The sequence below is a fragment of the Sphingomonas azotifigens NBRC 15497 genome (assembly GCF_002091475.1).
GTDB classification, from domain to species: domain Bacteria; phylum Pseudomonadota; class Alphaproteobacteria; order Sphingomonadales; family Sphingomonadaceae; genus Sphingomonas; species Sphingomonas azotifigens.
The window spans coordinates 1-15260 of record NZ_BCTR01000085.1 but is presented as its reverse complement, the minus strand read 5'-3'; the positions used below and the strand labels follow the sequence as shown (position 1 = coordinate 15260).

12 protein-coding genes are annotated in these 15260 nt (G+C 67.4%); 9 read left to right on the top strand and 3 right to left on the bottom strand.

Going from position 1 to position 15260, the window contains the following annotated elements; genetic code table 11:
• Positions 1-31 precede the first annotated feature (31 nt).
• From SAZ01S_RS21725 to SAZ01S_RS21715, 3 genes are read right to left on the bottom strand one after another with little or no spacing between them, the layout of a single operon-like run.
• Positions 32-712: an ABC transporter ATP-binding protein gene (locus SAZ01S_RS21725; protein WP_084584436.1), complete on the bottom strand. Its 681-nt coding sequence runs from the start codon at positions 710-712 to the stop codon at positions 32-34.
• Complete coding sequence (locus SAZ01S_RS21720) at positions 709-1959, bottom strand: ABC transporter permease (RefSeq protein ID WP_084584435.1); 1251 nt, start codon at positions 1957-1959, stop codon at positions 709-711. The genes SAZ01S_RS21725 and SAZ01S_RS21720 overlap by 4 nt, the downstream gene beginning before the upstream one ends.
• Positions 1960-1962: 3 nt before the next feature.
• Complete coding sequence (locus SAZ01S_RS21715) at positions 1963-2961, bottom strand: efflux RND transporter periplasmic adaptor subunit (RefSeq protein WP_084584434.1); 999 nt, start codon at positions 2959-2961, stop codon at positions 1963-1965.
• Between the two features lie 187 nt (positions 2962-3148).
• Here SAZ01S_RS21715 and zapE point away from each other — a divergent pair, with 187 nt between their 5' ends.
• The 9 genes from zapE to lpdA all read left to right on the top strand — a co-directional run bounded on the left by zapE (position 3149) and on the right by lpdA (position 15212).
• Complete coding sequence (gene zapE / locus SAZ01S_RS21710; protein WP_084584433.1) at positions 3149-4261, top strand: cell division protein ZapE; 1113 nt, start codon at positions 3149-3151, stop codon at positions 4259-4261.
• Between the two features lie 157 nt (positions 4262-4418).
• Complete coding sequence (locus tag SAZ01S_RS21705; RefSeq protein ID WP_245825115.1) at positions 4419-6200, top strand: glycoside hydrolase family 2 protein; 1782 nt, start codon at positions 4419-4421, stop codon at positions 6198-6200.
• A gap of 417 nt (positions 6201-6617) precedes the next feature.
• A complete protein-coding gene (mdh, locus tag SAZ01S_RS21700; RefSeq protein WP_084584431.1) occupies positions 6618-7580 on the top strand; it encodes a malate dehydrogenase in 963 nt (320 codons plus the stop codon).
• Entirely contained in the window at positions 7550-8152 is a 603-nt protein-coding gene (locus SAZ01S_RS21695; protein WP_084584430.1) for a hypothetical protein, read from the top strand. The genes mdh and SAZ01S_RS21695 overlap by 31 nt, the downstream gene beginning before the upstream one ends.
• Positions 8153-9037 (top strand): succinate--CoA ligase subunit alpha, encoded by an 885-nt coding sequence (sucD, locus tag SAZ01S_RS21690; RefSeq protein WP_064310390.1) that lies wholly within the window; start codon positions 8153-8155, stop codon positions 9035-9037.
• Between the two features lie 64 nt (positions 9038-9101).
• Positions 9102-12032, top strand: a complete 2931-nt coding sequence (locus SAZ01S_RS21685) for a 2-oxoglutarate dehydrogenase E1 component (RefSeq protein WP_174596162.1) — start codon at positions 9102-9104, stop codon at positions 12030-12032.
• Between the two features lie 2 nt (positions 12033-12034).
• Positions 12035-13249 (top strand): 2-oxoglutarate dehydrogenase complex dihydrolipoyllysine-residue succinyltransferase, encoded by a 1215-nt coding sequence (gene odhB, locus SAZ01S_RS21680; protein ID WP_084584428.1) that lies wholly within the window; start codon positions 12035-12037, stop codon positions 13247-13249.
• Between the two features lie 120 nt (positions 13250-13369).
• Positions 13370-13645: a GIY-YIG nuclease family protein gene (locus tag SAZ01S_RS21675; RefSeq protein ID WP_281252175.1), complete on the top strand. Its 276-nt coding sequence runs from the start codon at positions 13370-13372 to the stop codon at positions 13643-13645.
• Between the two features lie 172 nt (positions 13646-13817).
• Positions 13818-15212 carry a dihydrolipoyl dehydrogenase gene (lpdA, locus tag SAZ01S_RS21670; RefSeq protein ID WP_084584426.1) on the top strand — a complete coding sequence of 465 codons (1395 nt, stop codon included), beginning with the start codon at positions 13818-13820 and terminating at the stop codon, positions 15210-15212.
• The last annotated feature ends 48 nt before the right edge of the window (positions 15213-15260 follow it).

Genomic DNA, 15260 nt, shown 5'->3' with positions numbered 1-15260 from the left:
GCGCCGCAAGGGGGGGAGGGTGAAAAGGGACTCAATCCACCTTCTCGATTCCCCCATCACGCATGTGAATGCGCCGGTCGGCCGCCGCCGCCACATCGGGATCGTGCGTCACGCAAATCACCGCCCGCCCCTGGTCGTGCGCCAGCGCCTGGAAGATTTCCACCACCCGCTTCGAATTGACGCTGTCGAGGTTGCCGGTCGGCTCGTCCCCCAGCACCAGCGACGGATCATTGGCCAGCGCGCGCGCGATCGCCACCCGCTGGCGCTGCCCGCCGGACATGCGATCGGGCGTCTTGTCGGCCTGTTCCTCCAGCCCCATCGCGCCAAGCAGGTCCATCGCCCGGCTCCGCGCGGCCGCGCCGGAGAGCCGCCCCAGCCGCCGGATCGGAATCAGCACATTCTCCAGCGCGGTGAACTCCGGCAGCAGGAAGTGAAACTGGAAGACGAAGCCGAACCGCGCCAGCCGCAGCGCCGCGCGGGCATCGCCGCTCATCGGCACGGTGTCGATCCCGTCGAACACCAGGCTGCCGCCGGTCGGACGGTCGAGCAGCCCGAGCAAATAGAGCAAAGACGACTTGCCGCATCCGGAGGGCCCGATCACCGCGACGAACGTGCCCGGCTCCACCGCCAGATCGAGCCCATGCACCAGCGCCACCGGCGGATCGCCCGGAAGCACGCGGGTGAGTCCCCGCGCCTCGATCAGCGCGCTCATGCCGCTCCCCGCAGAATATCCACCGGATCGACCCGCGCCGCCTTGCGCGCGGGCAGCCACGCCGCGAACACCGCGCAGGCCAGCGAGGCGCCGCCGGCGAGGAGGAACTGGCGCGGGCTGCGGTCGAGCGGGATATATTCCACCCGCCCGCTCACCGGAAACTGGATGCTGCCGAGAATCTGCATCAGCGCCAGGCCCAGGCCGAAGCCGAGCACCACGCCGATCAGCGCGAGCACCAGCCCCTCGGCGATGAAGATGCCCTGCAGGTCCCCTTGCGAAAAGCCGATCGAGCGGAGGATGGCGATGTCGCGCTTCTTGTCCGCCACCGCGTTCGACACCACCGTGTAGATGCCGAAGCTCGCCACCAGCAGGATCGCCGAGACCACCGTGTACATGATGATGTTGCGCGTGAGCAGCAGCGTCAGAAAATCGGCCGAGCGCTCCTGCCAGCTCTCCGCCTTGTAGCTGAAACGGTCCTCCAGCCCCTTGGCGACCGTCTCGGCCTGATAGGGATCGGCGATCTTCACCCCCACCCGGTTGATGATGAAGGGCTGGCCGGTGAGCGACTGCGCCTCGCGCAGCAGCACATAGCCGGTCGAGCTGCTGCCGCCGGGGCTCCTTCCGCGCGCGAACAGCCCGACGATCCGCAGCGAGCGGGTGCCGCCGCGCGCCGAGGTGGCACCGACCACGTCGCCCATGTTCACCCCCAGCCGCCGCGCCAGCTCCTCGGCGACGATCAACCCGCCCTGGTTGGTCTCCAGCGCGTGCAGGCTGCCCGCCTTCAGATTCTGCTCGATATTGCTGACATGCGCCTCGACCGCCGGGTCGACGCCGATCACCGCCAGCGCCTCCTCATGCCCGCCCACCCGCAGCGTCACCGCGCCGGAGAGCGAGGGCGAGGCGACCGCGCCCGGCATGGCGTTTACCGCCTGCACGATCTGCTGCCAGCCCTTGATCCCGCGCGTCTCGGTGCGCGGCTTGTAGCCGTGGACGGCCACCGCACCGCCCGGATAGGCCTGCACCGCCGGCTGCGGCGAGGGGCTGCGCACCTCGTCCGAGACGATAATGTGCGGCGCCGCGTCGATCAGCTTCTTCACGAAATCGTCCTGGCTGCCGACCATCAGCGCCGAGACGGCGAGGAAGAAGCCGACACCCACGCCGACGCCCGCCACCGCAACGATCGTCTGGCGCCGGCGCTTGGCGAGGTGCTGGAACGCGATCGACAGCAGCAGGCCCAGCCGGCGCATCGCTCAGCAGCCGGTGACGCGCAACCGCGTGCGCTCGGTGAGGTCCGCGGGCGGATCGACGAGCACGCAGGCACCGCGCGCTAGGCCCTGGCGGATTTCCACCGACTCGCCGCCTTCGATGCCGGTCTGCACCGCCACCCGCGCCGCTCGCCCGCCCTGCGCCACCCAAACCTTGCCGTCGCGCACTGCCTTGGCCGGGATCAGCAGCGCCTGGGGGTGCACCGCGGTCTCGATATTCAGTTCGAGCGTCAGCCCCATCGGCAAGTCGGGCGTGTCGGGTGCCACCCGCACCCGGAAGGCGCGCTGGGTCGGGTCGCCGGCGGGGGTGATCTCGTAGACGCGGCCGCGATAGACATGGCCCTTATAGGCGTCCGAGGTCATCGCCACGCGCTGGCCGGGCACGACGCGCGGGATGTCGCGTTCGTCGACAGTGGCGGTCACCCGCACCAGCCGCGGATCGCCGAGCGTGAACAGGGTCTTGGTTGGGGTCGCGAGGGCGCCCGGATAGGCGTCGCGCCGCAGCACCACGCCGCTGATCCCGGCGCGCACGACATATTGGTCGAGCCGCGCCCGCGCCGCCGCCTCGGCCGCGCGCGCCGCCTGCGCGCTGGTCACCGCGCGGTCGCGCGCGGCGGCGGTGGCGAAGCCGCGGCGGAAGATCTCCACGGTGCGGCGTTCGTCGAGCGCGGCGGCCTGGGTCTGCGCCGCAAGCTGGGCGATCGACTGGCGCTGCTCGGTGCTCTCCAGCCGGGCGAGCGGCTGGCCGCGCACCACCTGCGCGCCCTCTTCCACCAGCACATCGCTGATCGGCGCGGTCACCCGCGCGGCGACGTCGACCGGCTCGCGCGCCTCGACGAAGCCGGTCGCGTAGACCACATCGGCAGCGGGGCCGAGGCGCACCGGCGTGCCGGTCACCGGCAAAGGCTGCGCGAACCAATAGATTCCGGCGCCCGCCCCTGCGAGCGCCAGCGGCAACAGCAGATAGATGCGCCTGAACCGCATGTTCGTCCCCGGCTTTCCCGCGCCTGCGGTATCAGCATGGCGATGGGCTGTAACTAGGGACGCTTACCAAGCTTCCCATCCGGGACTGGGGTCGCTATGCGCAAACGATGACCGGCCGCCCGGCTCGGGTGGAACCGATCGCCTCTCGTCGGCATCCGTCGACGCAGCACGGAACCCATTGCCCGGCATGACCCGCGTCCTCGATCGTTACCGCGCCCTCGTCTCCGCCGGCGAGCTTCGCCCCGATCGCGAGCAGGAAGCCGCCGCCGCCCGTCTCGATGCCCTGGCGCAGGAGCTTCAGGCCGCGCCGCGCAAGGGCAGCGTGCTATGGAAGCTTGCCGGCCGCAAGCCGGCGGTGCCGCGCGGGCTCTATGTCTGGGGCGATGTCGGCCGCGGCAAGTCGATGCTGATGGACCTGTTCTTCGACAGCCTCGACATCCGCAGGAAACGCCGCGTCCACTTCCACGAGTTCATGCTGGAGGTGCACGAGCGGCTGAACGTCGAGCGGCAGAAGGATACCGCCGATCCGGTGGTCGCGGTCGCCGATGCGCTGGCCAGCGACACGCGGCTGCTCGCGTTCGACGAGCTGGTGGTGAACAACCCGCCCGACGCGATGATCCTCTCGCGCCTGTTCACGGCGATGATGGCGCATGGCCTGACCGTGGTCGCCACCTCGAACCGGCCGCCCAAGGACCTGTACAAAGACGGGCTCAACCGCCAGCTGTTCCTGCCGTTCATCGACCTGATCGGCGAGAAGATGGACGTGCTCGCACTGAACGGCCCCGTCGATTACCGGCGCGACCGGCTCGGCAGCGTCGAAACGTGGCTGGTGCCGAACGGGCCGGAGGCGACCGCCACGCTGTCCGCTGCCTTTTTCCGCCTGACCGACTATCCGGTCGAGGATCGTACCCGCGTTCCCACCTGCGAGGTGCCGATCCCCGGCGGCCGGCAGATCCATGTGCCGAAATGCGTGAAGGGCGTCGCGGTCTTCTCGTTCAAGCGGCTGTGCGGCGAGGCGCGCGGCGCACCCGACTATCTCGCCGTGGCACGACGCTTCCACACCGTCATCCTGGTCGGCATCCCCAAGCTGGGGCCGGAGAACCGCAACGAGGCCGCGCGCTTCGTCACGCTGGTCGATGCGCTGTACGAGCACAAGGTGAAGCTGCTCGCCGCCGCCGATGCCGAACCCGAGCATCTCTACGAGAGCGGCGACGGCCGGTTCGAGTTCGAGCGCACCGTGTCCCGCCTGCTGGAAATGCAGTCCGACGAATATCTCGCCAAGGGTCATGGACAGGATTGATCAGGCCAAGTTGTAAGTCCATTCTCTGTTCTACAATGACATAGGCTCCGGGCTTCCCCGGAGGAACAGGGAGAAGATGATGCGGCGGCTACGCCTTCTTGCGGCCATGGGGCTCGCAGCGCTTGGAGTATCCCCGGCCTGGGCACAGCCGGTTCTCGTGGCGGCCGATCTCCGCCAGCAGCAGAGCCTCGATGGACCGTGGCACTGGTCGATCGATCCCTATCGCGACGGGCTTGCCGGCTTCCATGGCGAGCCGCCGAACCAGCGGACCCAGCGCGCCGCCGACATCGTCCAGGCCGAGGTGATGGCGGCCAAGCCGCGCACCTTTTTCGAATTCGACATGCAGCAATCGCCGGTGGTCAGCCTGCCAGGGTCGTGGATCGGCCATTCGCCGGAGATGCGGCTGTACCAGGGGCTGGTGTGGTACCAGCGCGACTTCACCGCCACTGCGCCCAAGCCGGGCAACCGCGTGTTCCTGCGCGTGGGCGCCGCAGAATATCGCTCTTATGTCTATCTGAACGGAAAGCCGCTGGGCGAACATCGCGGGGGCTACACCCCCTTCGCCTTCGAGGTGACCAAGCTGTTGCGGCCCGGCCGCAACCAGGTGACGATCGGCGTCGACTCGGTGCGCACCGCCAATGACGTGCCGCCGCCGGTGACCGACTGGGAGACCTATGGCGGCATCACCCGCAGCGTCACCCTCGTCACCGTGCCGGACACCTATGTCGACGACGCCTTCGTTCGCCTGACGCCGGACGGCACGCACGTCGCCGTCTCGGTCAAGCTCGAGGGGCCGAAGGCGGCCGATACCGCCGTCAAGTTCCGTATCCCGACGCTCGGCGCGACGCTCGACGGCAAGACCGACGGCGCGGGCAAGTGGGAAGCGACGCTGCCGGTGCCGCGCACGCTGATCCGCTGGTCGCCCGAGAATCCCAAGCTCTACGACATCGCCATCGATGCCGGTGCCGACCATTTCGCCGATCGCCTGGGCTTCCGCACCATTGCGGTGAAGGGCACCGATATCCTGCTCAACGGCAAGCCGATCTTCCTGCGCGGCATCTCGATGCACGAGGAAGAGCTGGGCGCCGATCCGGTGCGCGCGATGACGCCCGCCGCCGCCCGCGCGCTGCTCGGCGAGATCAAATACGGCCTGCACGGCAATTTCGTGCGACTGGCCCACTATCCGCACAGCGAACTGACCACCCGCCTCGCCGACGAGATGGGCCTGCTCGTGTGGAGCGAGATCCCGCTCTACTGGCTGGTCAATTGGAACAACCCGGACACGCTGGCCGACGCCCGCCGCATCCTCGCCGAAAACATCCACCGCGATCGCAACCGTTCTTCGATCGTGCTGTGGAGCGTCGCCAACGAGACGCCGACGAACGATGCGCGCAATGCCTTCCTGCGCACGATGATCGCCGATGTCCGCGCGCTCGACCCCAGCCGGCTGGTCACCGCCGCGTTGCTGAGCGGGCGCGAGGGCAACAAGATCATGAAGATCGACGATCCGCTCGCCAACGACCTCGACGTGATGGCGATCAACACCTATAACGGCTGGTACACCGACGATGCGCTGGAGGATTTGGCCAGCCAGGAATGGCGCGGCCCGGCGAACAAGCCGCTGATCTTCTCCGAATTCGGGGCGGATGCGCGCGCCGGCTATCACGATCCGGTGGCGAGCCCCCACAAGTTCAGCGAGGAATATCAGGCGGACTATTACCGCGCGACGCTGGCCATGGCCGCCAAGGTGCCGTTCCTCCGCGGCATGAGCCCCTGGATCCTCAAGGACTTCCGCTCGCCGCGGCGCCAGCACCCGATCTACCAGCAGGGCTGGAACCGCAAGGGGCTGATCTCCGAGACCGGCCAGCACAAGCTCGCGTTCGACGTGCTCGCCGGCGACTATGCCAAGCGCGAGGCAGCGGACGCGGCGAAGAAGTAGGACGACCTACATCCTCCCCCGGAGGGGCAGGGCTATCGCATTTTGGTCGAGGTATGTCGTCATCCCGGCGAAAGCCGGGATCCATTGCCCTCTACGCTGGAGGAAAGAACCGCCAATTCGGCGCGAATGGATCCCGGCTTTCGCCGGGATGACGGTCATTTTTGCGTGCGCCCCAATTCCGAGGCGCCAAATGCGATACCGCTCCCCATCCACGGGAGGATTTCCGGCAAGAGCGCGCTTCCCCACGCAAATCCGCGCCGTTCGCCCGTTATTGCTCCTGCGAACGAATTGCAAAGATAATCCTGCAGCTATACCGAATCCCGGGTTGCAGCCTCGCTATTATAGGCCTATCCCGCCCTCGCTTTCGCGGCGCACGTTCACGCGACCGCTTTGCTTGGAACCAACCAAGGAGATTCCATGGCCCGCAAGAAGATCGCACTGATCGGCTCCGGCATGATCGGTGGTACGCTCGCGCACCTCGCCGCCATCAAGGAACTGGGCGACATCGTCCTCTTCGACATTGCCGAGGGTACCCCGCAGGGCAAGGCGCTCGACCTCGCGCAGTCCGGTCCGGTCGAAGGCTTCGACGTCACCCTCAAGGGCGCGAACAGCTATGAGGACATTGCAGGCGCCGACGTCTGCATCGTCACTGCCGGCATCCCGCGCAAGCCGGGCATGAGCCGCGACGATCTTCTCAAGACCAACCTGGGCGTGATGAAGGCCGTGGGCGAAGGCATCGCCGCGCACGCGCCCGACGCCTTCGTGATCTGCATCACCAACCCGCTCGACGCGATGGTGTGGGCGCTCCGCGAGTTCTCGGGCCTGCCGCACCAGAAGGTCGTCGGCATGGCCGGCGTGCTCGACTCGGCGCGCTTCCGCCACTTCCTCGCCGAGGAGTTCAACGTCTCGGTCGAGGACGTCACCGCCTTCGTGCTCGGCGGCCATGGCGACACCATGGTTCCGGTGATCGAATATTCGACCGTCGCCGGCATCCCGGTGCCCGACCTGATCAAGATGGGCTGGTCCACCCAGGAGCGCATCGACGCGATCGTCGCGCGCACCCGCTCGGGCGGCGGCGAGATCGTCGCGCTGCTCAAGACCGGCTCGGCCTTCTATGCCCCCGCCACCAGCGCGATCGCGATGGCCGAGAGCTATCTGAAGGACAAGAAGCGCCTGCTGCCCTGCGCCGCGCACCTCACCGGCCAGTACGGCGTCGATGACCTGTATGTCGGCGTGCCGATCGTGATCGGCAAGGACGGCGTCGAGCGCATCGTCGAGATCGAGCTGAACCCGACGGCGAAGCAGAATTTCGACGTCTCGGTCGACGCGGTCAAGGAACTGGTCGCGGCATGCAAGTCGATCGACTCCTCGCTCGCCTGATCCTGCTCGCGCTCGCGGCGGTGCCGGGCGTCGCTTCCGCACAGGAAGCGATCGCCACGGCGCCGACCGAGCCGGTGGAGCTGTTCCGTGCCGTGTGCATGGGCGGCACTGCCCGGCTGACGCGCGGCATGGCCGAACCGGCGACCTTCGCGATGCTGCCGCTGCCCGCGCAGCGCGCGATCGGCATCAGCACCGCATCGACCGCCACCGCGGCCGATGCGCTCAAGACGCCGGCCCCCGCGGCGGCCGAGGTGCCCAACAGCATCTACCGCATTGCCGGCGGCAACACCTATCTGTTCGTACCCAAGGCCGGCACCGCGACCGGCACGCTCGCCGAATCCTGCCTGGTCCTGTGGATCGGCAACGGTGACGATTATCTCGCGGCCCGCAAGATCGTGCTGCCGAGCGAGGACAAGGTGCCGCTGTACGTGCGCCCCGAATCCAAGCCCGACCGCGCGACCTTCACCGCCGCATCGTTCGGCACGACGCAATATGCGCTCGCCACGTTCGGCGGCTGGATTGCGCTGCGCTCCTACACCCCTCCTCCCAGCGACCCGGAAAAGGCGAACTGAATGAGCATCCTCGTCGACAAGAACACCAAGGTCATCGTCCAGGGGATGACCGGTGCCACCGGCACGTTCCACACCGAGCAGGCGCTTGCCTATGGCACGCAGATGGTCGGTGGCGTCACCCCCGGCAAGGGCGGCAGCACGCATATCGGCCTGCCCGTGTATGACACGGTCGCCGAAGCCAAGGACAAGACCGGCGCCGACGCCAGCGTGATCTACGTGCCGCCCCCCTTCGCGGCGGACTCGATCCTCGAGGCGATCGACGCCGAGATCCCGCTGATCGTCGCGATCACCGAAGGCATTCCGGTGCTCGACATGGTCAAGGTGAAGCGCGCGCTCTCGGGCTCCAAGTCGCGCCTGATCGGCCCGAACTGCCCGGGCGTGCTGACGCCGGGCGAGTGCAAGATCGGCATCATGCCGGGCTCGATCTTCTCCAAGGGCTCGGTGGGCGTCGTGTCGCGCTCGGGCACCCTCACCTATGAGGCGGTGTTCCAGACCACCAATGCCGGCCTGGGCCAGACCACCGCGGTGGGTATCGGCGGTGACCCGGTCAACGGCACCAACTTCATCGACGTGCTCGAACTGTTCCTCGCCGACGAAGCCACCCAGTCGATCATCATGATCGGCGAGATCGGCGGCTCGGCGGAAGAAGAAGCGGCCCAGTTCCTGATCGACGAGGCCAAGCGTGGCCGCAAGAAGCCGATGGCCGGCTTCATCGCGGGCCGCACCGCGCCGCCGGGCCGCCGCATGGGCCATGCCGGCGCGATCGTCTCGGGCGGCCAGGGCGGCGCCGAGGACAAGATCGCGGCGATGGAAGCCGCCGGCATCCGCGTCTCCCCCAGCCCCTCGCTGCTCGGCGAGACGCTGCTGGAAGCGCTCAAGGGCTAAACTGCAACGGTAGCGCTCCTATATAGGTGGGGATGGGAGCGCTAACACGAACGGAAGCATGATCATGGGCTATGAAGGCCTCGACTTCGACGACATCGCCGGCGGCGTGAGCCCCGGCTTCGTCGAGACCCTGTACCGGCGCTACAAGAGCGATCCGGCTTCGGTGGAACCCAGCTGGCGGACCTGGTTCGAGGGTCTCGAATCGACCGCCTCGGGTCCCAGCTGGCAGCGGACCAACTGGCCGCTGACCGAAACCGACGCGCTGACGGCCGGGCTCGACCCCACCCAGATGGAGCCCGCGCCGAAGCCCGCCAAGGGCGGCGCCCCGGCCAAGCCGGCCGCCCCCGCCGCCTCGACGGCGGACGTCACCAAGGCCGCGGACGATTCGATCCGCGCGATGATGCTGATCCGCACCTATCGGGTGCGTGGCCATCTCGCCGCCAATCTCGATCCGCTGGGCCTTGCCCGCCAGAACCTGCCCGCCGACCTGACGCCGGAATATCACGGCTTCTCGGGCGCCGATCTCGATCGCCCGATCTATCTCGGCGGCGCGCTGGGGCTGCAGCACGCGACGGTGCGCGAGATCGTCGCGATCCTCCAGGCCAATTACTGCGGCAATGTCGGCCTCGAATATATGCACATCGCGGACGTGGAGGAGCGCCGCTTCCTCCAGGACCGGATGGAAGGCAAGGACAAGGCGATCACCTTCACGCCCGATGGCAAGAAGGCGATCCTGTCCAAGGTGATCGAAGCCGAGCAGTGGGAAAAGTTCCTCGGCAAGAAATATGTCGGCACCAAGCGGTTCGGCCTCGACGGCGGCGAATCGATGATCCCGGCGATGGAAGCGATCATCAAGTACGGCGGCCAGCAGGGCGTCCGCGAGATCGTGTACGGCATGGCCCATCGCGGCCGCCTGAACATGCTCGCCAACGTCATGGAAAAGCCGTTCCGGGTGATCTTCCATGAGTTCGGCGGCGGTTCGGCCAACCCGGACGACGTCGCCGGCTCGGGCGACGTGAAGTATCACCTCGGCACCTCCACCGATCGCCAGTTCGACGGCATCAGCGTCCACATGTCGCTGGTCGCCAACCCGTCGCACCTCGAGGCGGCCGATCCGGTCGTGCTCGGCAAGGCGCGCGCGCTGCAGACGATCCGCGGCGATCTGGAAAAGCACGAGCAGGTGCTGCCGGTGCTGATCCACGGTGACGCGGCGTTCGCCGGCCAGGGCATCGTGTGGGAGACGCTCGGCTTCTCCGGCATCCGCGGCTACAATACCGGCGGCTGCATCCACTTCGTCATCAACAACCAGGTCGGCTTCACGACGAGCCCGCAGTTCGCGCGGTCCTCGCCCTATCCGTCGGATGTCGCCAAGGGCGTCCAGGCGCCGATCCTCCACGTCAACGGCGACGATCCCGAAGCCGTGACCTTCGCGTGCAAGGTGGCGATCGAGTTCCGCCAGGCGTTCCACCGCGACATCGTGATCGACATGTGGTGCTACCGCCGCTTCGGCCACAATGAAGGCGACGAGCCCGGCTTCACCCAGCCGCTGATGTACCAGAAGATCCGCCAGCACCCCGGTGTGAGCAACATCTACGGCCAGAAGCTGATCGCCGAGGGCGTGGTCGACCAGGGCTTCATCGACGAGAAGACCAACCAGTTCACCACGCTGCTCGAAGGCGAGTTCGAGGCGGGCAAGACCTATCTCCCGAACAAGGCGGATTGGTTCGCCGGCCGCTGGTCGGGCCTGGGCGCGCCGGGCGATGCGGAATCCGCCCGCCGCAACGTCGAGACCGGCATCGAGAAGAAGCTGTTCGACAGCCTCGGCCGCACGCTGACCACGGTCCCCGAGGATCTCGAGATCCACAAGACCCTCGGCCGCGTGCTCGATGCCAAACGCGAGATGTTCAAGTCCGGCACCAATTTCGATTGGGCGACCGGCGAGGCACTGGCCTTCGGCTCGCTGCTCTCGGAAGGCTATGCGGTCCGCCTGTCGGGCCAGGATTCGGGCCGCGGCACCTTCTCGCAGCGCCACGCCGTCTGGGTCGACCAGAAGACCGAGGCCAAGTACGTGCCGCTGACAACGGTGCCGCATGGCAGCTTCGAAGTGCTGGACTCGCCGCTCAGCGAATATGGCGTGCTCGGCTTCGAGTACGGCTATGCGCTGGCGGATCCGAAGGCGCTGGTGCTGTGGGAAGCGCAGTTCGGCGACTTCGTGAACGGCGCGCAGATCATGATCGACCAGTTCATCGCGTCGGGAGAGTCCAAGTGGCTCCGCGCCAACGGCCTGGTGATGCTGCTGCCGCACGGCTATGAAGGCCAGGGCCCCGAGCACAGCTCGGCACGTCCGGAACGCTTCCTCCAGCTCTGCGCGCAGGACAATATGCAGGTGGTGAACATCACCACGCCGGCCAATTATTTCCACCTGCTGCGCCGGCAGATGCACCGCAACTTCCGCAAGCCGCTGATCCAGATGACGCCCAAGTCGCTGCTCCGCCACAAGATGGCGGTGTCGAGCGCCGAGGAGTTCCTGGGCGACAGCCACTTCAAGCGCATCCTGTCGGACCCCAAGGCACCGGCGGATACCGAGGTGAAGCGCCTCGTGCTCTGCACCGGCAAGGTGGCGTACGACCTGATGGAAGCGCGCGACGCGGCGGGCGACCAGAACACCGCGATCGTCCGCATCGAGCAGCTCTACCCGTTCCCGGGCGAGCCGCTGACCGAGCGGCTGAAGCGCATGACCAACCTCGAAGAGGTGGTGTGGGCCCAGGAAGAGCCGAAGAACAACGGCTATTGGTTCTTCGTCGAGCCGCTGATCGAACAGTGCCTGATCGACGCCGGCACGAAGGTACAGCGTCCGCGCTATGCGGGTCGCTCGGCGGCGGCCTCGCCCGCCACCGGCCTGATGAAGCGCCACACCGCAGAGCAGGGCGCGCTCGTTGCCGACGCGCTCGGCCATAATGTCCGCGAAGAAATCCGCCGCACCCGGAAAGGTTGAGAATGGCCACCGAAGTCAAAGTCCCTGTACTGGGCGAATCGATCACCGAAGCCACCGTCGGTGAATGGCTGAAGAATCCGGGCGATCCCGTCCGCGTCGACGAGCCGATCGCCAGCCTCGAGACCGACAAGGTCTCGGTCGAAGTCCCCTCGCCGGTTGCCGGCGTGATGGGCGAGCAGATCGTCAAGGTCGGCGATACCGTCGAAGTGGGCGCGGTGATCGCGATCATCGCGGGTGAAGGTGCCGCGGCCGCTCCGGCTGCGGCTCCCGCCGCTCCGGCTCCGACGCCCGCCCCGGCCCCCGCCGCTGCTCCGGCTCCGTCGGCCGATGCCGCCGCACTGTCGCCGTCGGTGCGCCGTGCGGTGCTCGAGACGGGCGTCGATCCCTCGACCGTGCAAGGCACCGGCAAGGACGGCCGCCTGACCAAGGACGACGTGATCGCCGCCGCCAGCAGCAAGCCCGCTGCGCCGGCAGCCGCTGCGCCTGCTCCCGCCGCTGCCCCGGCAGCGACCGGCGGTCGCAAGGAAGAGCGCGTGCGGATGACCCGCCTGCGCCAGACCGTCGCCAAGCGCCTCAAGGAAGCGCAGAACACCGCCGCCATGCTTACCACGTTCAACGACGTGGACATGACCGCGGTGATCGAGGCGCGCGCCAAGTACAAGGACCTGTTCGAGAAGAAGCACGGCGTCCGCCTCGGCTTCATGGGCTTCTTCGTGAAGGCCGCGTGCATGGCGCTGAAGGACATCCCCGGCGTCAACGGCTCGATCGAGGGCGACGAAATCGTCTATCACGATTATTGCGACATCTCGGTCGCGGTCTCGGCCCCGCAGGGCCTGGTCGTGCCGGTGATCCGCGACGCACAGGACCTGTCGGTCGCCGGCATCGAGCGCACCATCGGCGACTTCGGCAAGCGCGCCAAGGACGGCACGCTGAAGATGGACGAGATGAAGGGCGGTACCTTCACCATCTCCAACGGCGGCGTGTTCGGTTCGCTGATGTCGACCCCGATCATCAACCCGCCGCAGTCGGCGGTGCTCGGCCTGCACCGCATCGAGGATCGTCCGGTCGTCCGTAACGGCCAGGTCGTCGTCCGCCCGATGATGTATCTGGCACTCAGCTACGATCACCGTCTGGTCGACGGCCGCGAGGCGGTGACATTCCTCGTCGCGATCAAGAATGCTATCGAGGATCCGACGCGGCTGCTGATCGACCTCTGATACACTTTGTGCCCCCGCGAAAGCGGGGGCACAGGGTAGGAAAGTACATCGCGTGTGGCCCTGGGCTCCTGCTTCCGCAGGAGCACGGAACCAAGGAGAAGCCCGACGAAATCCGGCTGCGTGTACATCATGGCCAACAAGCGCAACGGCACCATCTATGTGGGGTCGACCAGCGACTTGCCCGGCCGGGCGTACCAGCATCGCACCGGCATGATCGAGGGCTTCACCACGGACAAGGGCTGCAGGCTCCTCGTCTGGTACGAGGCGCATGAGGATCTGGACGGGGCGCGGCTTCGCGAACGCCAGATGAAGAAGTGGAAGCGGGCGTGGAAGATCGAGCTGATCGAACGCGACAACCCGCAGTGGAAGGATTTGTACGGGACGCTCTTCGGCTGAGCCGCGCGATGGCGCCGGATCGACGAACGTCCCTCGCAACCCTGGGCTCCTGCGTTCGCAGGAGCACTGTTATGGCTGGACCCGCCCGTTCCCCTGCGAAAGCAGGGGCCCAGAGCCCCGGGCGACACGGCCGATAGTTTAAGCGCCCGCACGCGCACGCATGGAGCGGAAAATGGCTGAATATGATTTCGACGTCCTGATCATCGGTTCCGGCCCCGGCGGCTATGTCGCGGCGATCCGCGCGGCGCAGCTGGGCCTCAAGACCGGCTGCGTCGAGAGCCGCGAGACGCTGGGCGGCACCTGCCTCAACGTCGGCTGCATCCCCTCCAAGGCGCTGCTGAACGCTTCCGAGCTGTTCTACGAAGCCGCTTCGGGCGCGCTCGCCAAGCACGGCGTCAAACTGGGCAATGTCGAGCTCGACCTGCCGGCGATGATGGCCGACAAGGACAAGGCCGTGAAGGGCCTGACCGGCGGCATCGAATTCCTGTTCAAGAAGAACAAGGTCGAGTGGGTGAAGGGCCTCGGCACCTTCATCGACGCGCACACCGTACAGGTGGGCGAGCGCACCGTCACCGCCAAGAATATCGTCATCGCCACCGGCTCGTCGGTCACCCCGCTGCCGGGCGTGACGATCGACCAGAAGGTCGTCGTCGACTCCACCGGCGCGATCGCGCTGGAGAAGGTGCCGGCGAACATGGTCGTGATCGGCGGCGGCGTGATCGGGCTCGAGCTCGGCTCGGTCTGGCAGCGTCTCGGCGCCAAGGTGACCGTGGTCGAGTATCTCGACCAGCTGCTCCCCGGCATGGACGGTGAGGTCCGCAAGGAAGCCGCCAAGATCTTCAAGAAGCAGGGCATGGAGATCAAGCTCTCCACCAAGGTAACCGGCGTCGTCGTCAATGGCGACAAGGCAACCGTCACCGTCGAGCCCGCCGCCGGCGGCGCTGCCGAGACGCTCGAAGCCGATGCCGTGCTCGTCGCGATCGGCCGCCGTCCGAACACCGAGGGCCTGGGCCTCGACAAGATCGGCCTCGCCACCAACCAGCGCGGCCAGATCGAGACCGACCACAGCTTCCGCACCGCCGTCGACGGCGTGTGGGCGATCGGCGACGTGATCCCGGGCCCGATGCTTGCGCACAAGGCCGAGGACGAGGGCATCGCGGTGGCCGAGAACATTGCAGGGCTGACCGGCATCGTGAACCATGCGGTGATCCCGAGCGTCGTCTACACCCACCCCGAAATCGCCGGCGTCGGCCTCACCGAGGAGCAGGCGCGCGAAAAGGGCGAGGTGAAGGTCGGCAAGTTCCCGATGGCGGGCAATAGCCGCGCCAAGGCGATCGACGACACCACCGGCTGGGTGAAGGTGATCGCCGACGCCAAGACCGATCGCGTGCTCGGCGCCTGGATCATCACCGCGCCGGCCGGCACGATGATCGCCCAGGTCGCGCAGGCGATGGAGTTCGGCGCGACGTCGGAAGACATCGCCTATACCTGCCATGCCCACCCGACGCATTCCGAGGCGATCAAGGAAGCGGCGATGGGCGTGCTGGGGAAGCCGATCCATATCTGAGGGACCACGAGTCCCCCTCACCCTTCCGCCGCTTCGCGGCTCCCTCCC